At 43.7% G+C, this 16,466-nt stretch carries 18 protein-coding genes; 15 read left to right on the top strand and 3 right to left on the bottom strand.

The genetic code is table 11. From position 1 onward, the window contains the following. The 10 genes from ccoO to ttcA all read left to right on the top strand — a co-directional run bounded on the left by ccoO (nt 1) and on the right by ttcA (nt 8,574). Nucleotides 1-621 (top strand): cytochrome-c oxidase, cbb3-type subunit II, encoded by a 621-nt coding sequence (gene ccoO / locus L1D23_RS11560; RefSeq protein ID WP_239866427.1) that lies wholly within the window; start codon nt 1-3, stop codon nt 619-621. Between the two features lie 15 nt (nt 622-636). Next, nucleotides 637-813, top strand: coding sequence for a cbb3-type cytochrome oxidase subunit 3 (locus L1D23_RS11555; protein ID WP_239866425.1), 177 nt, complete (start codon nt 637-639; stop codon nt 811-813). Continuing rightward, nucleotides 810-1,787, top strand: coding sequence for a cytochrome-c oxidase, cbb3-type subunit III (gene ccoP, locus L1D23_RS11550; protein ID WP_239866423.1), 978 nt, complete (start codon nt 810-812; stop codon nt 1,785-1,787). Before L1D23_RS11555 ends, ccoP begins: the two co-directional genes overlap by 4 nt. 104 nt (nt 1,788-1,891) lie before the next feature. After that, nucleotides 1,892-2,371: a FixH family protein gene (locus tag L1D23_RS11545; protein ID WP_239866422.1), complete on the top strand. Its 480-nt coding sequence runs from the start codon at nt 1,892-1,894 to the stop codon at nt 2,369-2,371. A gap of 7 nt (nt 2,372-2,378) precedes the next feature. Continuing rightward, nucleotides 2,379-4,751 carry a heavy metal translocating P-type ATPase metal-binding domain-containing protein gene (locus tag L1D23_RS11540; protein ID WP_239866420.1) on the top strand — a complete coding sequence of 791 codons (2,373 nt, stop codon included), beginning with the start codon at nt 2,379-2,381 and terminating at the stop codon, nt 4,749-4,751. A gap of 1 nt (nt 4,752) precedes the next feature. Further along, on the top strand, nt 4,753-4,917 hold the full coding sequence (gene ccoS / locus L1D23_RS11535; RefSeq protein ID WP_239836935.1) for a cbb3-type cytochrome oxidase assembly protein CcoS: 165 nt from the start codon (nt 4,753-4,755) through the stop codon (nt 4,915-4,917). Continuing rightward, nucleotides 4,914-5,585 (top strand): sulfite exporter TauE/SafE family protein, encoded by a 672-nt coding sequence (locus L1D23_RS11530; protein WP_239866418.1) that lies wholly within the window; start codon nt 4,914-4,916, stop codon nt 5,583-5,585. The genes ccoS and L1D23_RS11530 overlap by 4 nt, the downstream gene beginning before the upstream one ends. A 90-nt stretch (nt 5,586-5,675) precedes the next feature. Then, nucleotides 5,676-6,425 carry an FNR family transcription factor gene (locus L1D23_RS11525; RefSeq protein ID WP_239836938.1) on the top strand — a complete coding sequence of 250 codons (750 nt, stop codon included), beginning with the start codon at nt 5,676-5,678 and terminating at the stop codon, nt 6,423-6,425. Between the two features lie 129 nt (nt 6,426-6,554). After that, nucleotides 6,555-7,502 carry a universal stress protein UspE gene (gene uspE, locus L1D23_RS11520; RefSeq protein WP_239836940.1) on the top strand — a complete coding sequence of 316 codons (948 nt, stop codon included), beginning with the start codon at nt 6,555-6,557 and terminating at the stop codon, nt 7,500-7,502. Between the two features lie 139 nt (nt 7,503-7,641). Further along, on the top strand, nt 7,642-8,574 hold the full coding sequence (gene ttcA / locus L1D23_RS11515; protein WP_239836942.1) for a tRNA 2-thiocytidine(32) synthetase TtcA: 933 nt from the start codon (nt 7,642-7,644) through the stop codon (nt 8,572-8,574). Nucleotides 8,575-8,629: 55 nt separating this feature from the next. Here the strand turns inward: ttcA and L1D23_RS11510 are convergent, their stop codons facing one another. The 3 genes from L1D23_RS11510 to L1D23_RS11500 are packed head-to-tail and all read right to left on the bottom strand — an operon-like array spanning nt 8,630 to nt 10,951. Beyond that, nucleotides 8,630-9,289, bottom strand: coding sequence for a DUF2987 domain-containing protein (locus tag L1D23_RS11510; protein WP_239866415.1), 660 nt, complete (start codon nt 9,287-9,289; stop codon nt 8,630-8,632). A gap of 14 nt (nt 9,290-9,303) precedes the next feature. Next, nucleotides 9,304-10,170 carry a glucosaminidase domain-containing protein gene (locus L1D23_RS11505; protein WP_239866413.1) on the bottom strand — a complete coding sequence of 289 codons (867 nt, stop codon included), beginning with the start codon at nt 10,168-10,170 and terminating at the stop codon, nt 9,304-9,306. Then, nucleotides 10,139-10,951: a hypothetical protein gene (locus L1D23_RS11500; protein ID WP_239866411.1), complete on the bottom strand. Its 813-nt coding sequence runs from the start codon at nt 10,949-10,951 to the stop codon at nt 10,139-10,141. Before L1D23_RS11500 ends, L1D23_RS11505 begins: the two co-directional genes overlap by 32 nt. Nucleotides 10,952-11,315: 364 nt before the next feature. On the opposite strand from L1D23_RS11500, the gene potA reads away from it, so the two are divergent. From potA to L1D23_RS11475, 5 genes are all read left to right on the top strand, one after another. Beyond that, entirely contained in the window at nt 11,316-12,449 is a 1,134-nt protein-coding gene (gene potA, locus L1D23_RS11495) for a spermidine/putrescine ABC transporter ATP-binding protein PotA (protein WP_239866409.1), read from the top strand. Continuing rightward, the gene (gene potB, locus L1D23_RS11490; protein WP_239836951.1) at nt 12,430-13,290 is read left to right on the top strand and encodes a spermidine/putrescine ABC transporter permease PotB; all 861 of its coding nucleotides are present in this window, start codon (nt 12,430-12,432) and stop codon (nt 13,288-13,290) included. Before potA ends, potB begins: the two co-directional genes overlap by 20 nt. Then, a complete protein-coding gene (gene potC / locus L1D23_RS11485; protein ID WP_239866407.1) occupies nt 13,290-14,060 on the top strand; it encodes a spermidine/putrescine ABC transporter permease PotC in 771 nt (256 codons plus the stop codon). The genes potB and potC overlap by 1 nt, the downstream gene beginning before the upstream one ends. Before the next feature lie 122 nt (nt 14,061-14,182). Continuing rightward, nucleotides 14,183-15,217 carry an extracellular solute-binding protein gene (locus L1D23_RS11480; RefSeq protein ID WP_239866405.1) on the top strand — a complete coding sequence of 345 codons (1,035 nt, stop codon included), beginning with the start codon at nt 14,183-14,185 and terminating at the stop codon, nt 15,215-15,217. Nucleotides 15,218-15,390: 173 nt separating this feature from the next. Further along, entirely contained in the window at nt 15,391-16,428 is a 1,038-nt protein-coding gene (locus L1D23_RS11475) for an extracellular solute-binding protein (RefSeq protein WP_239866404.1), read from the top strand. Nucleotides 16,429-16,466: the final 38 nt, after the last annotated feature.

Genomic DNA, 16,466 nt, shown 5'->3' with positions numbered 1-16,466 from the left:
ATGAGTTCTAATTCTAACAATCGCCACGAAATTGTTGAACGCAATGTCGGTTTGCTAGCGATTCTTATTGTTTTTGCAATCAGCTTGGGTGCACTTGTAGAGATCACCCCGCTCATTTTCCAAAAACAAACAACTGAGCCAGTGGATAACCTCCGACCATATACAGCTCTAGAGCTTGAAGGTCGTGATATCTACATCCGTGAAGGTTGTAATGTGTGCCACAGTCAAATGGTCCGCCCATTCCGTTCTGAAACAGAGCGTTATGGTCACTACTCTGTTGCTGGTGAAAGTGTATATGAGCACCCATTCTTATGGGGTTCTAAGCGTACAGGTCCAGACCTAGCACGCGTTGGTGGCCGTTACTCTGACGAGTGGCATCGAGTTCACCTACTTGATCCACGTGAGCTTGTTCCTGAGTCAAACATGCCTGGGTTCCCATGGCTGGCTGACAACGTTCTTGATGGCAAGAACACAGAGAAAAAGCTAACCGTCTTCCGCGATCAGTTTGGTGTTCCATACACGGATGAACAAATCGCAAACGCGTCTAAAGATGTAGAAGGTAAAACAGAGATGGATGCCATCATTGCTTACCTTCAGTCTCTTGGTCACGCAATGAAGTAATAAAGGGGTGAAATTATGGATATCGGTACTATTCATGGTATTTGGACCATAGTGCTTTTCGTGTGCTTTATAGGTGTAGTTTGGTGGGCATATGGCAAGAGTCGTCAAGCCCGCTTCGATGAAGCTGCGAACCTTGTTTTTGCCGATGAAGAGCAAACGCCCTCAAAAGAACAAGGAGTGACTAAGCAATGACGACATTTTGGAGTCTTTGGATCATCATCATCACAGTCGGAACACTGGTCGGCTGTGCTGCACTACTCTTCTGGTGCCTTAAAGATAAAATGGGCGTTGAAGAAGGTGCAGATATGGGTCACGAATACGATGGTATTCGTGAGCTAAACAACCCACTACCTAAATGGTGGACATATCTGTTTGTTGGTACATTCGTATTCGCAGCAGTTTACTTCACGCTATATCCAGGTATGGGTAGCTTCAAAGGTGTGCTGGGCTGGCAGAGTTCTGACCAACTAGTGACAACCGTGGAAGAATCAAAAGCATCTATCGCTAGAGCTCAAGAAAACAAACAGCTTGTGCAATACGCGAAAGAGCTTGACGATGCTGAGACTTACTTCGGTGAAGCGTTCAAGCGTCTGGCCTACGTTGATGGCTCTTCTGAGCTGCGCCCTATCCCAGAAATCGCCGCTGACGATGAAGCAGTGAAAGTAGGTCAACGATTGTTCCTGCAAAACTGTTCTCAGTGTCACGGTTCAGACGCTCGTGGTCAAAAAGGTTTCCCTAACTTGACTGATGATGCGTGGTTATATGGTGGTGAGCCAGAAGCGATTGTAACGACAGTAATGCAAGGTCGTATCGGTCAGATGCCAGCATGGAAAGACGCGCTTGGTGAGCAAGGTGTTAAAGAAGTGGTTAGCTACACGCTAAGCCTTTCTGGACGCTCTGTTAACGCACGTGAAGCAGAAGCGGGTAAAGCGCGCTTTGTTGTGTGTGCGGCGTGTCATGGTACTGATGGTAAGGGTAACCCTGCTGTTGGTGCTCCTGACTTGACTGATCAGGACTGGTTGTTCGGTGGCTCTCGCGCCGATGTGACTGAAACAGTAATGAATGGACGCTCTGGTGTGATGCCAGCGTGGAAAGACATTTTGGGCGAAGATAAAGTCCAACTCGTTTCAGCTTACGTCTGGAGCTTAAGCAACTCGGAACAATAAGTTACATTTCAACAACAGCCCCTTACTTTCTATAGATGGTAATGGGGCTGTCTTTCTTTTAGAGTTAACTCCCTGATTCTATTTTATTAATCGAGAACTTTTTTATGGTAAAGCCTTGGTATAAGCAGTTTTGGCCGTGGTTCCTAATCATCCTGCCGTTAACCGTCGTTGTTTGGACAATCATCACTGTCATCGTATTTTCTAATAATTCGGTGTCTCTGGTGACTGAGGATTACTATAAAAAAGGAAAAGGAATCAACATCGACATTTCGAAGATCAATGTTGCAAGAGATTTAGGCTTGTCAGCAAAGGTCTTTTCCGACGGTAATGATGTCATCATTCAGTTTGACAAAGGCGAGCTAGACCATTTTCCTGCGATCACAGCTATGTTCGCGCACCGAACTCTGCCAGATCGCGATTTCAACCAGCTACTGACATCGGATGCAAAGGGGCAATACCGTTTATCTCTAAATTCTGAGCTTCAGGGGCCGTGGTTTATTGAACTCACCCCACATGATAAACAGTGGTTGGTTCAAGGCCGAGTCACCTTCCCTTCAGCATCTCCTGTAGAATTATCAAACTGATCAGCTTATGTGTGAATCGTGTTATCACTGCGGTGAAGAAGTACCAGTCAACACGGACTTTAAAGTCGAAATCTTAGGAGAAATCAGGGCAATGTGCTGCCCTGGTTGTGAAACTGTCGCCCAAACGATTGTCGATAGTGGCTTAGTCTCTTACTACCAGTATCGTACTGCCCCCGCGGAAAAAGCCGATTTGGTGCCTGAACAACTTCAGGCACTGATTCATTATGATAACGAAGAAGTCCAATCTGAGTTTGTGAGAAACGCCGAAGACAAAGCCGAAGTGACCTTGTCACTAGAAGGCGTTTCATGTGCAGCATGTGCTTGGCTAATTGAAAAGCAAGTTTCCACTCGTACTGGCGTTCTTTCTATTCGAGTCAATACCACGACAAACCGCGCAATCCTAGCATGGGATAAAACCCAAACTAAACTCAGCGAACTGCTTTCTAGTATTCATCAGCTCGGTTACAAAGCTGCACCTTTTGAAGCAGACAAACAAGAAGCCGCCTATCATGAATCCATGAAGCAATACCTTTATCGACTGGGTATTGCTGGTTTGGCAACCATGCAAGTGATGATGCTGGCTGTCGCACTTTATTTGGAAGTATTTGGTGACTTAGAGCCTGAATTTAAAAGCTACTTTCGTTGGGTGAGTTTAATCTTCGCAACCCCAGTAATGCTCTACTCTGCCCTTCCATTCTACCTCAATGCATGGCGAAGCATTCGCAGCCGAACGCTAGGCATGGATGTTCCCGTCTCATTGGCCATGATCTTCGCGTACTTTGCCAGCTTGGTAGCAACCGTCACTGAGCAAGGTGAAGTCTTTTTTGAGTCCATCTCTATGTTTGCGTTTTTCCTACTCGTAGGTCGCTTTCTTGAGATGCGTGCTCGGCGTAAAGCGGCGGCGGCAAGTGGCAACCTTCTAAAGCTTATCCCCGCTATTGCAACAAAGCTGGATGGCGATCAGGTCCCTGTAAAAACACTCAAACTCGGTGACCAAATTCGCGTTCTTCCGGGAGAGCACGTTCCTGCAGACGGGAGAATCATTAAAGGGCGTGTCCATATTGATGAATCCATGTTAACTGGTGAATCTGTACCAGTGGTCAAGAATATCGATGACCATGTGTATGCAGGCACCTTGAATGGTGAAGAATCTTTCGAACTTGAGGTGATGTCCACAAAAGCAGACTCAATGATTTCCAATATTGTTCGCTTACAAGATGAAGCCCAGCTATCAAAACCTAAAATCGCGCAAATTGCAGATGTTGTAGCTCGCTACTTTGTCGCTATCATATTGGTCATTGCAGCGGGCACTTGGTTTTTCTGGCATCAAACTAAACCTGACGACGCGTTTTGGATCATGCTGTCGGTTTTAGTGGCAACTTGCCCTTGTGCACTATCTCTGGCAACACCAACCGCATTAACTTGTGCGACTTCTCGAATGGGTAACCTCGGTATATTACTTCGAAAAGGCCACGTCTTTGAGACTCTCTGTAAAGTCAACCATCTTATTATCGACAAAACTGGCACGCTAACACATGGCGATATAGTGATCAGTGAAGTAAACACCTTCTCTGATACCTCAAAAGAAAAAGCCCTAGCGCTCGCGGCCTCACTGGAATCGCACGCAAATCATCCGATCGCGAGAGCTTTTAAATCATATCAAAATGTTGATATTCAAGTCACTGATGTTGAAAACATGATTGGCTCTGGCATTCAAGGTGTACATCAAGGCAAAAAAGTTAAGATTGGCAGTGCACACTTCATATTAGGCGAACAAGCTCAAGCGGAACCTAACTCCGTTTACCTAAGCCTTGATGATCAGCACATTGCCACCTTCACATACCAAGACCCAATTCGGGCTGAGTCCAAAACATTCATCGAACGTTTCAAGCAGGCAGGCATCAAAGTCACTCTGTTAACGGGTGATTCTGAATCAAATGCAAATGTTGTCGCTAAAGAAATCGGTATCGAAACCGTTATTGCCGAAGCCAAACCTCAAGATAAACTTGAGTATCTGAAAAAAGTGGATGGAACGGATGTGACAATGATGATTGGCGATGGCATTAATGATGCTCCTACTCTTGCAGGAGCACACCTTTCAATTGCTATGGGGGGCGGTGCTGATGTAGCAAAGGCCTCAGCAGATATGGTCCTTCTGGGTGACCAACTTGACCGGATTCTTGAAGCTCGAACACTGGCTTTGCAAACACGTAAAATCATCCGTGAAAACCTAATATGGTCTCTTGGCTATAACGTGTTGATTCTGCCATTAGCAGTTGCTGGGTTTGTTGCACCATATTTTGCAGTTGTTGGTATGTCTGCAAGCTCAATTATTGTAGTATCTAATTCTCTACGCTTGCTCAAAGAGAAAGGTAAATAAGATGGAAAGCCTTTATATTCTGATCCCAATTGCTATCGTATTAGTGTGTGTCGCTATTGCAATCTTCCTATGGGCAGTTAAAAGCGATCAATTTGAGGATCTAGAGCGACAAGGTCATAACATCCTGTTTGATGAAGACGAGAAGAACAAGAGTCCCCACAAATGACACCCGATTGGCTGGGCGCTCTACTGATAGGGATCATCGGTGCAGGCCACTGTATGGGAATGTGTGGAGGCATTGCTTCAGTGCTTACCATGGGGCAAACCAATAGCTCGAAGCTAGTCCCTGTCTTCTACAACCTCGGTAGACTAATAAGCTATGCCATCATAGGTGCTATTGTTGGTGGCGCCATCTCTTCCATCGCTGAAGTCAGTACAATGAACAATGCGCTAACATGGCTAAGGTTAGGTGCCGCTGTGTTCATGATTCTATTGGCTTTCTATATCGGTCGTTGGTGGCAGGGCTTACTTTACGTCGAGAAGATAGGCCAGAAACTGTGGAAATTCATTTCCCCAGCAGGGAAATCACTATTGCCGTTGAAATCCCCTGCTCATGCGCTTCCATTTGGCTTTATCTGGGGGTGGTTACCATGTGGGTTAGTGTATTCCACATTAACTTGGTCCGCGGTATCGGGGAGCGCGTTAAATGGCGCTTTGATCATGTTAGCGTTTGGCGCTGGTACTCTACCTGCGATGCTGCTTATGGGCTTTGGTGCCACCTATTTACACAAACTGCAACAGTCGACGATTTTTCGCAACTTTGGGGCGTTATTGTTCTTATCTTACGGGATCTACACAGCTTACGGAGCAATAACCATATTATCATTAACTTGATATACTCCTGTTTTTCTGCGGCTTTTTTAACTACCCTTTAGGATTAATGAGTGCTAAAATATTGATGTATATCAAATCTTGAAGGTTGTTATGATTTCTGAAAAGCCTGCAACAAAACGCGTCCAATCCGGTGGATGTGCTATTCACTGTCAAGACTGCAGTATCAGCCAGCTGTGTATTCCATTTACACTGAATGAGTCCGAGCTGGACCAACTAGATCAAATCATCGAGCGAAAAAAGCCAATCCAGAAAGGACAAGAGCTTTTTAAAGCGGGTGACGAGCTAAAGTCTCTGTACGCTATTCGTTCAGGCACAATCAAAAGCTATACCATCACAGAGCAAGGTGACGAGCAAATTACCGCTTTCCATCTCGCAGGTGACTTAGTGGGCTTTGATGCTATCACCGGTGATCTACACCCAAGTTTTGCACAAGCACTGGAAACATCGATGGTGTGTGAAATTCCATACGAAACCTTAGACGACCTTTCAGGAAAAATGCCTAAACTTCGTCAGCAAATCATGCGCTTGATGAGTAACGAAATCAAAGGCGATCAAGAGATGATCTTGTTACTGTCTAAGAAAAATGCAGAAGAGCGTTTAGCCGCATTCCTTTATAATTTATCGACTCGCTTCTCTCAGCGTGGATTCAGCCCTCGCGAATTCCGTTTGACTATGACACGTGGTGACATCGGTAATTACCTAGGCTTAACTGTAGAAACCATCTCCCGCCTATTGGGTCGTTTCCAAAAATCAGAAATTCTCAGTGTCAAAGGTAAGTACATCACAATTCTTGACCACGACACGCTAATGGAGTTAGCTGGAGTTTCAACAGAATCTTAATAACTTCAATGACGTAGCTCAAAACAGAGCTGCGTCATATTTTTTCCACCTTCCCAGCTTTTTTTCTAAAAATCTTCTCCCAGCTAGGCTACATTAGTCATATAACTCTCCCACTCCTAAGGAGTTACTATGAGTATCTATAACAAAATACTAGTGGTTGCAGACATCAATAAAGATGAACAACCTGCCCTAGCTCGTGCTATGCAGCTCGCTGCTAAAAGTCGCTCTCGCAGTCAGGTGACTTTCTTCTTGTCTATCTACGATTTTTCTTATGACATGACTTCAATGTTGTCCGTTGACGAACGAGACGCTATGCGCCGTGGTGTTATTGGCCAACGCGAGCAATGGATGCAAAATGTTGCGAAACCTTATTTGAATGACAATATTGATTTTGAAGTGAAAGTGGTATGGCACAATCGCCCTTACGAAGCGATCATCGCTGAAACTTTTGCGGGAAGCCACGACATTGTCATCAAAGGCACACGTAAACATGACGTCCTTGAGTCAGTAATTTTCACCCCAACAGACTGGCACCTGCTCCGTAAATGCCCTTGCCCTGTATTACTGGTGAAAAATGCGGATTGGCCGGAAGATGCAAGCATTCTCGCCTCTGTTCATGTAGGCTCTGAAAATGATACTCATCTCGGACTCAATGATAGTATGGTTGAGCAGATGAAAAGCTTAACAGAGCGCCTTGGTGCTAAGCCCTATCTAGTTAACGCTTACCCTATCACTCCGGCTAATATCACGATCGAACTACCCGAATTTGACCCTACTACTTACAGTGATGCGGTTCGTGGTCATCACCTCACAGCGATGAAAGCATTACGCCAGAAGCATGGTTATGATGAACAACAAACAATCGTGGAACAAGGGTTGCCTGAAGATGTCATTCCAGAAGCAGCCGAAAAATTAAATGCTGCCATGGTGATCATTGGAACCACTGGCCGCACTGGTTTATCTGCTGTTTTCATCGGCAATACCGCTGAACATGTTATTGATAAAATAAACTGTGATGTATTAGCCCTCAAACCACAAGGTTATATAAGCCCTCTGGACCCAAAAACCGCCGTGTAATTCAGCCTCTTCTCATCCCCTTAAGATAACTTAAGGGGATTTTTTATTGCCTTCTATTTATTAGAACTGGCATCTAATTCATTTATCCGTATCATACCCACTTCATTTTGGTTTCATGATTGATTAAGACTGCAAGCGAATGACTGAGCAAACTCAAGAGCTAACAAAAGCTCAACAATACAACTTCAACAAGTTACAAAAGCGTATTCGTCGTAATACAGGCCAAGCGATTCAAGACTTCAACATGATTGAAGAAGGCGATCGCATTATGGTTTGTCTGTCAGGCGGTAAAGACAGCTTTACTATGCTTGATATTCTGATGAGTTTGCAAAAAAGTGCGCCGATTAACTTCTCGCTCATTGCTGTGAATCTAGACCAAAAGCAGCCAGGCTTCCCAGGCCATATTCTTCCTGAATACTTAGAGTCTTTGGGTGTTGAGTACAAAATTGTAGAAGAAGATACTTACTCGATTGTTCAGGACAAGATCCCTGAAGGTAAGACAACTTGTTCTCTATGTTCTCGCCTACGTCGTGGCATTCTATACCGTACCGCGAACGAGCTAGGTGCGACTAAGATTGCTCTAGGTCACCACCGCGACGATATTTTAGAAACACTGTTCCTAAACATGTTCCATGGCGGAAAGATGAAAGGCATGCCACCTAAGCTGGTATCAGATAACGGTGAACATGTGGTAATTCGTCCGCTGGCTTATTGTCGTGAGAAAGATATTATCAAATTCTCTGATATGCGTGGTTATCCTATCATCCCATGTAATCTGTGTGGTTCTCAGCCAAATCTACAACGTCAAAATATTAAGCAGATGCTGAACGATTGGGATAAGCGTTTTCCTGGTCGAATTGAAACCATGTTCCGTGCAATGCAAAATGTAGTGCCGAGTCACTTAGCTGATCATGAATTATTCGATTTTAAGTCTATCGATAAAGACTCTGGTGTTATTAATGGCGGGGATATCGGTTTTGATAAAGAAGAGATGCCAACACAAGAGATCGTTGACGAAGATAGAGTTCAAGAGTTTGATCCGAATTTACAACTTGACGTCACTAACATCTAAACGCATTGAGTATTAAAAAAGGGTCGTATTTACGGCCCTTTTGTATATTCGAATATTACTTTGCTTTTGGTAAATACGGTAATACTCTTGCTGTTTCCTGTGGCAGCGTCATAAAGCCCCCCTTACCAATATCCGATAAAGCAACCTGAACTTTACCTTCCATGATAGGCTTGCTAGAACCATCAGAGAATTCAACTTTAGAGTTCAGTTTGTCAGCGAATTCCAGTGTCACGCCTTCAACGTCGGGCGTAAACCAACTCGCAAACATTCCCCCCAGATCCTCGAGCATCGTCTGCATTTGTGGCATTAATTTCTCAACGTCTTCATAAGTAACTTTGCCTTTAAGCGGCTCTTTAGTCATCACAACCATTGAGAAATCACAGCGTTGATCTCTTGGAGTTTGAACAAAAACCAGAGGGTTAGCTGATTTAAGATTGTTATCCAATGGAACGATCAGTTCGTGGTAAGGAGAAGACTTTAACTCTTCATAGTGTTCTTCTTTTTCCATCCATGCTTTCTCGATAATGCAGTTTTGTTTTGTATCCGCATTGAGGAAAAAGAACCCGACTTTGACGTCTTCATGTCCTTCTTTCACATTTTGCTTCATGTGAGTAAAGAGCTTCGAGTAGGTAAACATGTATTCTTGAGCAGAGACAGGCAGTGCCACCACAGTTGAGAGGGTGGCTGCTAAAAAGGCTAACGGTAGTTTTTTCATTGATTATGCGGTACTTATTCTTTAGTTAGGGGCGCTTCCCAGAACGCCTGATTGTGCCTGATCATCGCTTGTAAATCCTTGACGTAGGCCTCACCCCGCTCAGAGTATTTCAACAGGCCATTGGTCAGAGCAATCGCTGCATCAGTATCTGTGAGGCTTTCGCCACTAAGATGGCGTTGATAACGAATTTCTCGCAGCTCTTCATAAGCAAGATTCCGGTTCACATTCATAAAGTAACCTTGAATCGACTGCTGAACTGAACTGAACTTAGCAACTTCATGAGTCATCCCCTCACCTCTCGCCATAGGAACCAGTCCACAGCCTGTGCTGTAACACCACTGACCGAAGTAATTGTTTGCCTGAATCGCAAAGCGTGAGGTCCCCCAAGCAGATTCATTGGCCCCTTGAACCAAAACCAAGGCTTCCGGTATCACATCAACGCGATGAAACATTTGATCCAGCCATTGCTGGTTTATACCAGAAGGTTCAAGTTCAACGTTATAAAGCTCGCTTAATCGTTTTGCATGATTCGTATCATTACTCGAAAGCTGCCCAGCTTGTAAGCGGGCTTGTATCTTATTTAGGCGCTTTCGTTCATCGAGAATACGTTGGTTCTCAAAGGCGATACCTGGGCGTAAATAATCGAAAAATGCTTTTTTCTTTGCCTTCACATCCGTGATAGCTGAAAATTCTGGCGCTTGACCCACCGAGTGACCGTCAAATGAAATCGAATACTCTGGCATTTGGTCCTGCTTCCTGCGCTCACGTTCCTGTGCTTCATTTTTCTCGTAGCTATAAAAACTACAGCTGGCGATTAAGCCAGCTGTAGCGATAGCAATGAATTCACTTTTACGCATTGAACACTTGTGAATCGTCGTCATTGTCATCCTCATCTTTCGATCTGTCCGTTGTGGCAATCTTGAGTTTGATACCAAACATATTGCGATAGATTATGCCCTTCACATGAAAGAAGAACGGTAAAACAAGAATCAAACCAAGACCATAGAACCTGGCTGCAGCAACGAACATTAGCATAACCAATAAGTAGATCCCTGCCAAAACAAAAATCTTTTTATTCACCGCACGTAATGACAGCAGTAAAGATTGCATCGGTGGGATCTGCTTCTCACAAATGAGAAGGATAGAGTTACTGAACGCAAGGGACAGATACATAGAAAGGAATGGCAGAACACCTTGAAGCAATAAGCTAAACAGAGTCGCCAGAATCACAGGCATGGTATGCTGAAGCCCCTTCAAGATATGGCGAGGCTTCGTAGGTAGGCCTGCTGCGTGGCTCATCGCCATTAAGCTAACACCAGCATAAATAGGAGCACTCACCACTTCATAACTGAATTTAGCAATAAAGATGGCTTGGATCATACGAGGCTCAAACGCCTCTGGGTTTGTGAACGCATCAAAGATATTTGTGAACGCATCAAAGATAATAGATGGTTCACCTAACTGCAGTTTAAGCGCGATATAGAAAATCGCTAACTGAACGACGAGTAAGACAACAATAGCGGGAGAAAACGACAAAAAGTTTTTGATTGTATGGCTCCACGCTTCTCTGAGCACTTCGCCTACCTTAAGTTCGTAGTCACCAGAAAGAGCACGCTCAACACTTCCACCTAAATTGAAATCTTTTTCAATATCATTATTCATTATTGAACCCAGCGCTTAATACATCATGCACTAAGCTAACTTGTTGATTAAGAGTTATGTTACGACATCCAGACATTATACTGAAACCTTACCAAGTCCAAAATCGATTCGTACTCATCTTCTTGCTTTATTACCCATATGATTGATAATTGACCATTAACTGCGCAATCAAAGCCTAAATTTGCCATAAGTTTTCTATGTTTAAAGTATTAGAGTCACCTTAAAACAGTATGGTAAAAAATGTTTACCTTAACCTGCAAAATTTTTTGTGTTTCAAGGTAAGAAAATACTTTGATTTCACACTTTTGGTGATTATGATGCGCGCCTCTAATTTGTGTAACTACGGGTCATTTCTGTTGGCCGATTGGGAGAAAGACAGACGTTGAACGCTAAACAACACGCAGGACAGCCAGTTATCCGTTTAACTGGTATAAGCAAAAGCTTTGATGGCAAAGAGATTATCAGAAATCTTAACCTTGATGTGAATCATGGTGAATTTCTAACCATTTTAGGTCCGTCAGGCTGTGGTAAAACCACTGTATTAAGGATGATTGCCGGTTTTGAAGCCGCTGATAATGGTGACATCATTCTTGATAGTCAGAATGTCACTCATGTTCCTGCTGAGCAAAGACACGTCAACACTGTATTCCAAAGTTACGCCTTGTTCCCACACATGACCGTTTTTGACAACGTGGCCTTTGGCTTGCGTATGCAGAAAGTCCCCTCCACTGACATTGAACCGCGTGTCATCGAAGCATTGAAAATGGTGCGTCTTGAAAAAATGGCGCAACGTAAACCACATCAGCTTTCGGGCGGTCAGCAACAACGTATCGCGATTGCACGTGCCGTAGTCAACAAACCCAAGGTTTTGTTACTTGACGAATCTCTGTCAGCTCTCGATTACAAATTGCGTAAACAGATGCAAATAGAGCTTAAACAGCTTCAGCGCCAGCTTGGCATCACCTTTATCTTTGTCACACACGATCAGGAAGAAGCGCTTTCAATGTCAGACCGTATTATTGTGATGCGCGACGGCGTAATTGAACAGGACGGCTCGCCTCGTGAGATCTACGAAGAGCCTAAGAATTTATTTGTTGCTCGCTTTATTGGTGAAATCAACGTATTTGACGCAACCATGATAGAACGTATCGATGAGAAGCGAATTCGCGCTGAAATTGAAGGTGTTGAATCGATTGTTTACTACGGTAACGAAGCTCTGACAGGAGACAAACTTCAAGTCCTGCTCCGCCCGGAAGATCTCCGATTAGAAGAAATTAACGAATCCGAACAAAAAGGGATTGTTGGCCACGTAACAGAACGTACGTACAAAGGCATGACCTTAGACTCAGTGATTGAACTCGACTCAGGGACTCGCGTTATGGTGAGTGAGTTCTTCAATGAGGATGATCCTGATGTTGACCATTCATTAGGCCAGAAAGTGGCGATCACTTGGGTTGAAAGCTGGGAGGTGGTTCTTAATGATAAGCAAAAAGCTTAATCTGCAGAACGCCATCATCACATTGATTGTCGGTTGGCTAGCGCTGTTTGTGCTTGTGCCCAACCTCATGATCATTGGTACCAGTTTTCTGACCCGTGATGAAGCGAATCTGATTGAACTAACATTTACGTTCGATAACTACCTTCGTTTGATGGATCCGCTCTATGCAAAAGTGCTATGGCATTCTTTCTATATGGCGATTGTAGCAACATTACTGTGTTTGGTGATTGGTTATCCTTTTGCTTACATCATCGCAAAGATGCCAGAGAAATGGCGACCTATCATGCTGTTTTTAGTGATTGTGCCTTTTTGGACAAACTCACTGATCCGGACTTATGGCCTAAAGATTGTGCTTGGGACTCAAGGAGTATTGAATAAATCCCTAATGGCAATGGAAATCATCGAAAAACCTATTCGTCTGATGTATACCGAGACAGCGGTGATGATCGGCTTAGTCTATATCCTACTGCCATTTATGATTTTGCCACTCTATTCAGCTATCGAGAAACTTGATGATACTTACATTGAAGCGGCGAAAGATCTGGGCGCGAACAAATTTCAGACGATCACAAAAGTGATTTTGCCACTGACGATGCCAGGTATTATAGGTGGTTGCCTGCTAGTGCTTCTGCCTGCTCTAGGCATGTTCTACATTGCGGATCTACTTGGTGGGGCGAAGAACTTGCTCATTGGTAACGTGATTAAAAGTCAGGTCCTTAATGCTCGAGATTGGCCATTTGGCGCCGCGACGAGTATCGCACTGACTATTGCCATGGCGATCATGCTCTATGCTTACTACCGAGCCGGTAAGTTATTGAATAAAAAAGTGGAGCTAAACTAATGGGACGTACAGTTAGATTTAGCTTTATGGCATTGGTTTATGCATTTCTGTATTTGCCAATCATCGTGTTGATCGTCAACTCATTTAATGCCAATAAATTCGGCATGAAATGGGGAGGCTTTACCACCAAGTGGTACGAAACGTTAATTAATAATGACAGCTTAATGCAAGCGGCTTGGCACTCATTGAATGTCGCGGTTTTTTCGGCGACAGCAGCAACAATGATCGGAAGTCTAACGGCCGTTGCCCTATTCCGTTATACGTTTAAAGGAAAAAGCGCAGTCAACGGCATGTTATTCGTGGTTATGATGTCACCAGATATTGTAATGGCCATCTCGTTGCTTGCGCTGTTTTTGGTTTTGGGTGCACAACTAGGCTTTTTCACCCTGTTAATTGCGCATATTACCTTCTGTTTACCTTTTGTTGTGGTTACGGTTTACAGCCGATTAAATGGCTTTGATGTAAAAATGCTTGAGGCTGCCAAAGACCTTGGTGCTAGCGAGTGGGTTATTCTCAAACAAATCATTCTGCCACTGGCGAAACCTGCAGTAGCGGCAGGCTGGTTGCTGAGTTTTACTCTATCACTGGATGACGTCATCATTAGTTCATTTGTGACAGGACCAACTTATGAGATATTACCACTCAAGATCTACTCAATGGTTAAAGTGGGAATCTCTCCAGAAGTGAACGCGCTTGCCACTGTCATGCTGATTGTGTCACTCATCTTAGTCGTGATTTCTCAGTTACTCGCGAGAGAAAAAGTTAAATAGACTTACACCTTATTTCACGAAACAGAATGGCTTGATGTCATTCTGTTTTTCTATCGACCGCCGTTTATGCTTACGTGATTACTCAAGAGCATTCGGCAACGTTTGGTTTGGAGCTAACGTCAATGAAAAAATGGGCTACTTTTTTAGCTGGTAGTGCATACGCGCTTTCACTGTTCTCAAGTTCAGTGTTCGCCGATGAAAACAAAGAACTGGTATTTATGAACTGGGGGCCATATATCAGTAGCAGCCTTCTGGAACAATTTACCAAAGAGACAGGTATTAAGGTTATTTACTCGACTTACGAGTCAAATGAAACCTTATACGCCAAGCTAAAGACACACAATCAAGGTTACGATTTAGTTGTACCTTCGACGTATTTCGTCGCCAAAATGCGCGATGAAGGTATGCTGCAAAAAATCGATAAATCAAAACTAAGCAACTTTAATAATCTGGATAAAAACTATCTGGATAAACCTTATGACCCTAACAATGACTACTCTATCCCTCACGTTGTTGCGATTACTGGTCTAGCCGTAAACGCCGATATGTATGACCCTAATGATTTTCAAAGCTGGGCAGATTTGTGGAATCCAGAGCTTGAAGGTCAGGTCATGCTGATGGATGACACGCGTGAAGTATTCCATATTGCACTACGCAAACTGGGTTATTCGGGCAACTCAACCGATCCGAAGCAAATCGATGAAGCTTATGCTGAGCTGCAAAAATTAATGCCTAACGTACTAGTGTTTAACTCTGATAATCCGGGTGCACCCTATATGTCAGGCGAAGTCGGCGTAGGCATGCTGTGGAATGGCAGTGCGGCGGCAGCCCAAAGTGAAGACATGAACCTCAAGCTTATATTTCCTAAAGAAGGAGGAATTGGCTGGGTGGATAACTTTGCAATTTCATCCGGTGCAAAAAATGTAGATGCTGCTCATAAGATGATTGATTTTCTCCTAAGGCCAGAGATTGCAGAACAAATTTCGCGTGACACTGGATACCTTACTGCAGTTCAAGCATCCAATGAGAAGTTTAAAGATGTCACCCCACTCTTCCCTTCTCAAGAAGACCTTGACCGTGTCGAATGGCAAGATGCCGTTGGCAGTATGACAGTAAAATATGAAGATTACTTTATGAAGCTCAAATCAGGTCAATAAGCATTCATTTTCTTCGAAATAGGCAGCATGAGCTGCCTATTTTCGTTATTGGCTGATATAATTCTTCTCTGTATGGTTTGTCGTTACGATAAACATCCTTACTCACGGCTTAATCTCCAAATATCGTCAGGGTTGACGATTGACTGATTCAGCAAAAACAAAACGGAAAAAGAATGAAAAGTAAATTCTATGCAAGTGCACTTTGCGCAGCGACGTTAATTGCTTCCCCTGCAATGGCTGCTGATCAAGAACTCTACTTCTATAACTGGTCTGAATACATTCCAAATGAAGTTCTTGAAGACTTTACGAAAGAAACGGGAATTAAGGTTATTTACTCTACCTACGAGTCAAATGAAAGCATGTACGCCAAGCTTAAGACTCAAGGATCTGGTTACGATTTGGTAGTACCGTCTACTTACTTCGTTTCTAAGATGCGTAAAGAAGGTATGCTGCAAGAAATAGACAAGAAGAAACTGTCACACTTCACTGACCTTGATACCAACTTCCTAAACAAGCCTTTCGACCCAAACAACAACTATTCTATCCCTTATATCTGGGGTGCAACGGGCATTGGTATTAACTCTGACATGCTAGATAAGTCTTCCGTTACTAAATGGGACGACTTGTGGGACAGCAAGTGGGAAGGTCAGTTAATGTTAATGGATGACTCACGTGAAGTTTTCCATATTGCGTTGACTAAGCTTGGCTACTCGCCAAATACAACCAACCCAGACGAAATTAAAGCAGCCTACGAAGAGCTGAAAAAGCTGATGCCAAACGTATTAGTGTTCAACTCAGACTTCCCTGCAAATCCATATTTAGCTGGTGAAGTGTCTCTTGGCATGCTTTGGAATGGTTCTGCATACATGGCACGTCAAGAAGGTGCATCTATTGATATTATCTGGCCAGAAAAAGGCACGATCTTTTGGATGGATAGCCTAGCCATTCCATCTGAAGCGAAGAATGTTGATGCGGCACATAAGATGATCGACTTCCTATTACGTCCTGAGAATGCCGCCAAGATCGCTCTAGAAATCGGTTACCCGACACCAGTCGCTACTGCTCATAAACTACTGCCTGAAGAGTTTGCAAATGATCCAAGCATTTTCCCTCCGCAGGAAGTGATGGACAGCGGTACTTGGCAAGACGAAGTTGGTGAGGCAAGTGTGCTTTACGATGAGTACTTTCAAAAACTAAAAGTCGATAACTAAACACGTAAACTTGTTTTCAGTTATATACTTAATAAAGC

Origin of the sequence: Vibrio sp. Isolate24 (genome assembly GCF_022398215.1) — a bacterium.
In the GTDB taxonomy this organism is placed as follows: Bacteria; Pseudomonadota; Gammaproteobacteria; order Enterobacterales; family Vibrionaceae; genus Vibrio; species Vibrio coralliilyticus_A.
Note: the sequence above shows the minus strand (reverse complement) of the source record. Positions and strands in the feature narration are given on the sequence as shown.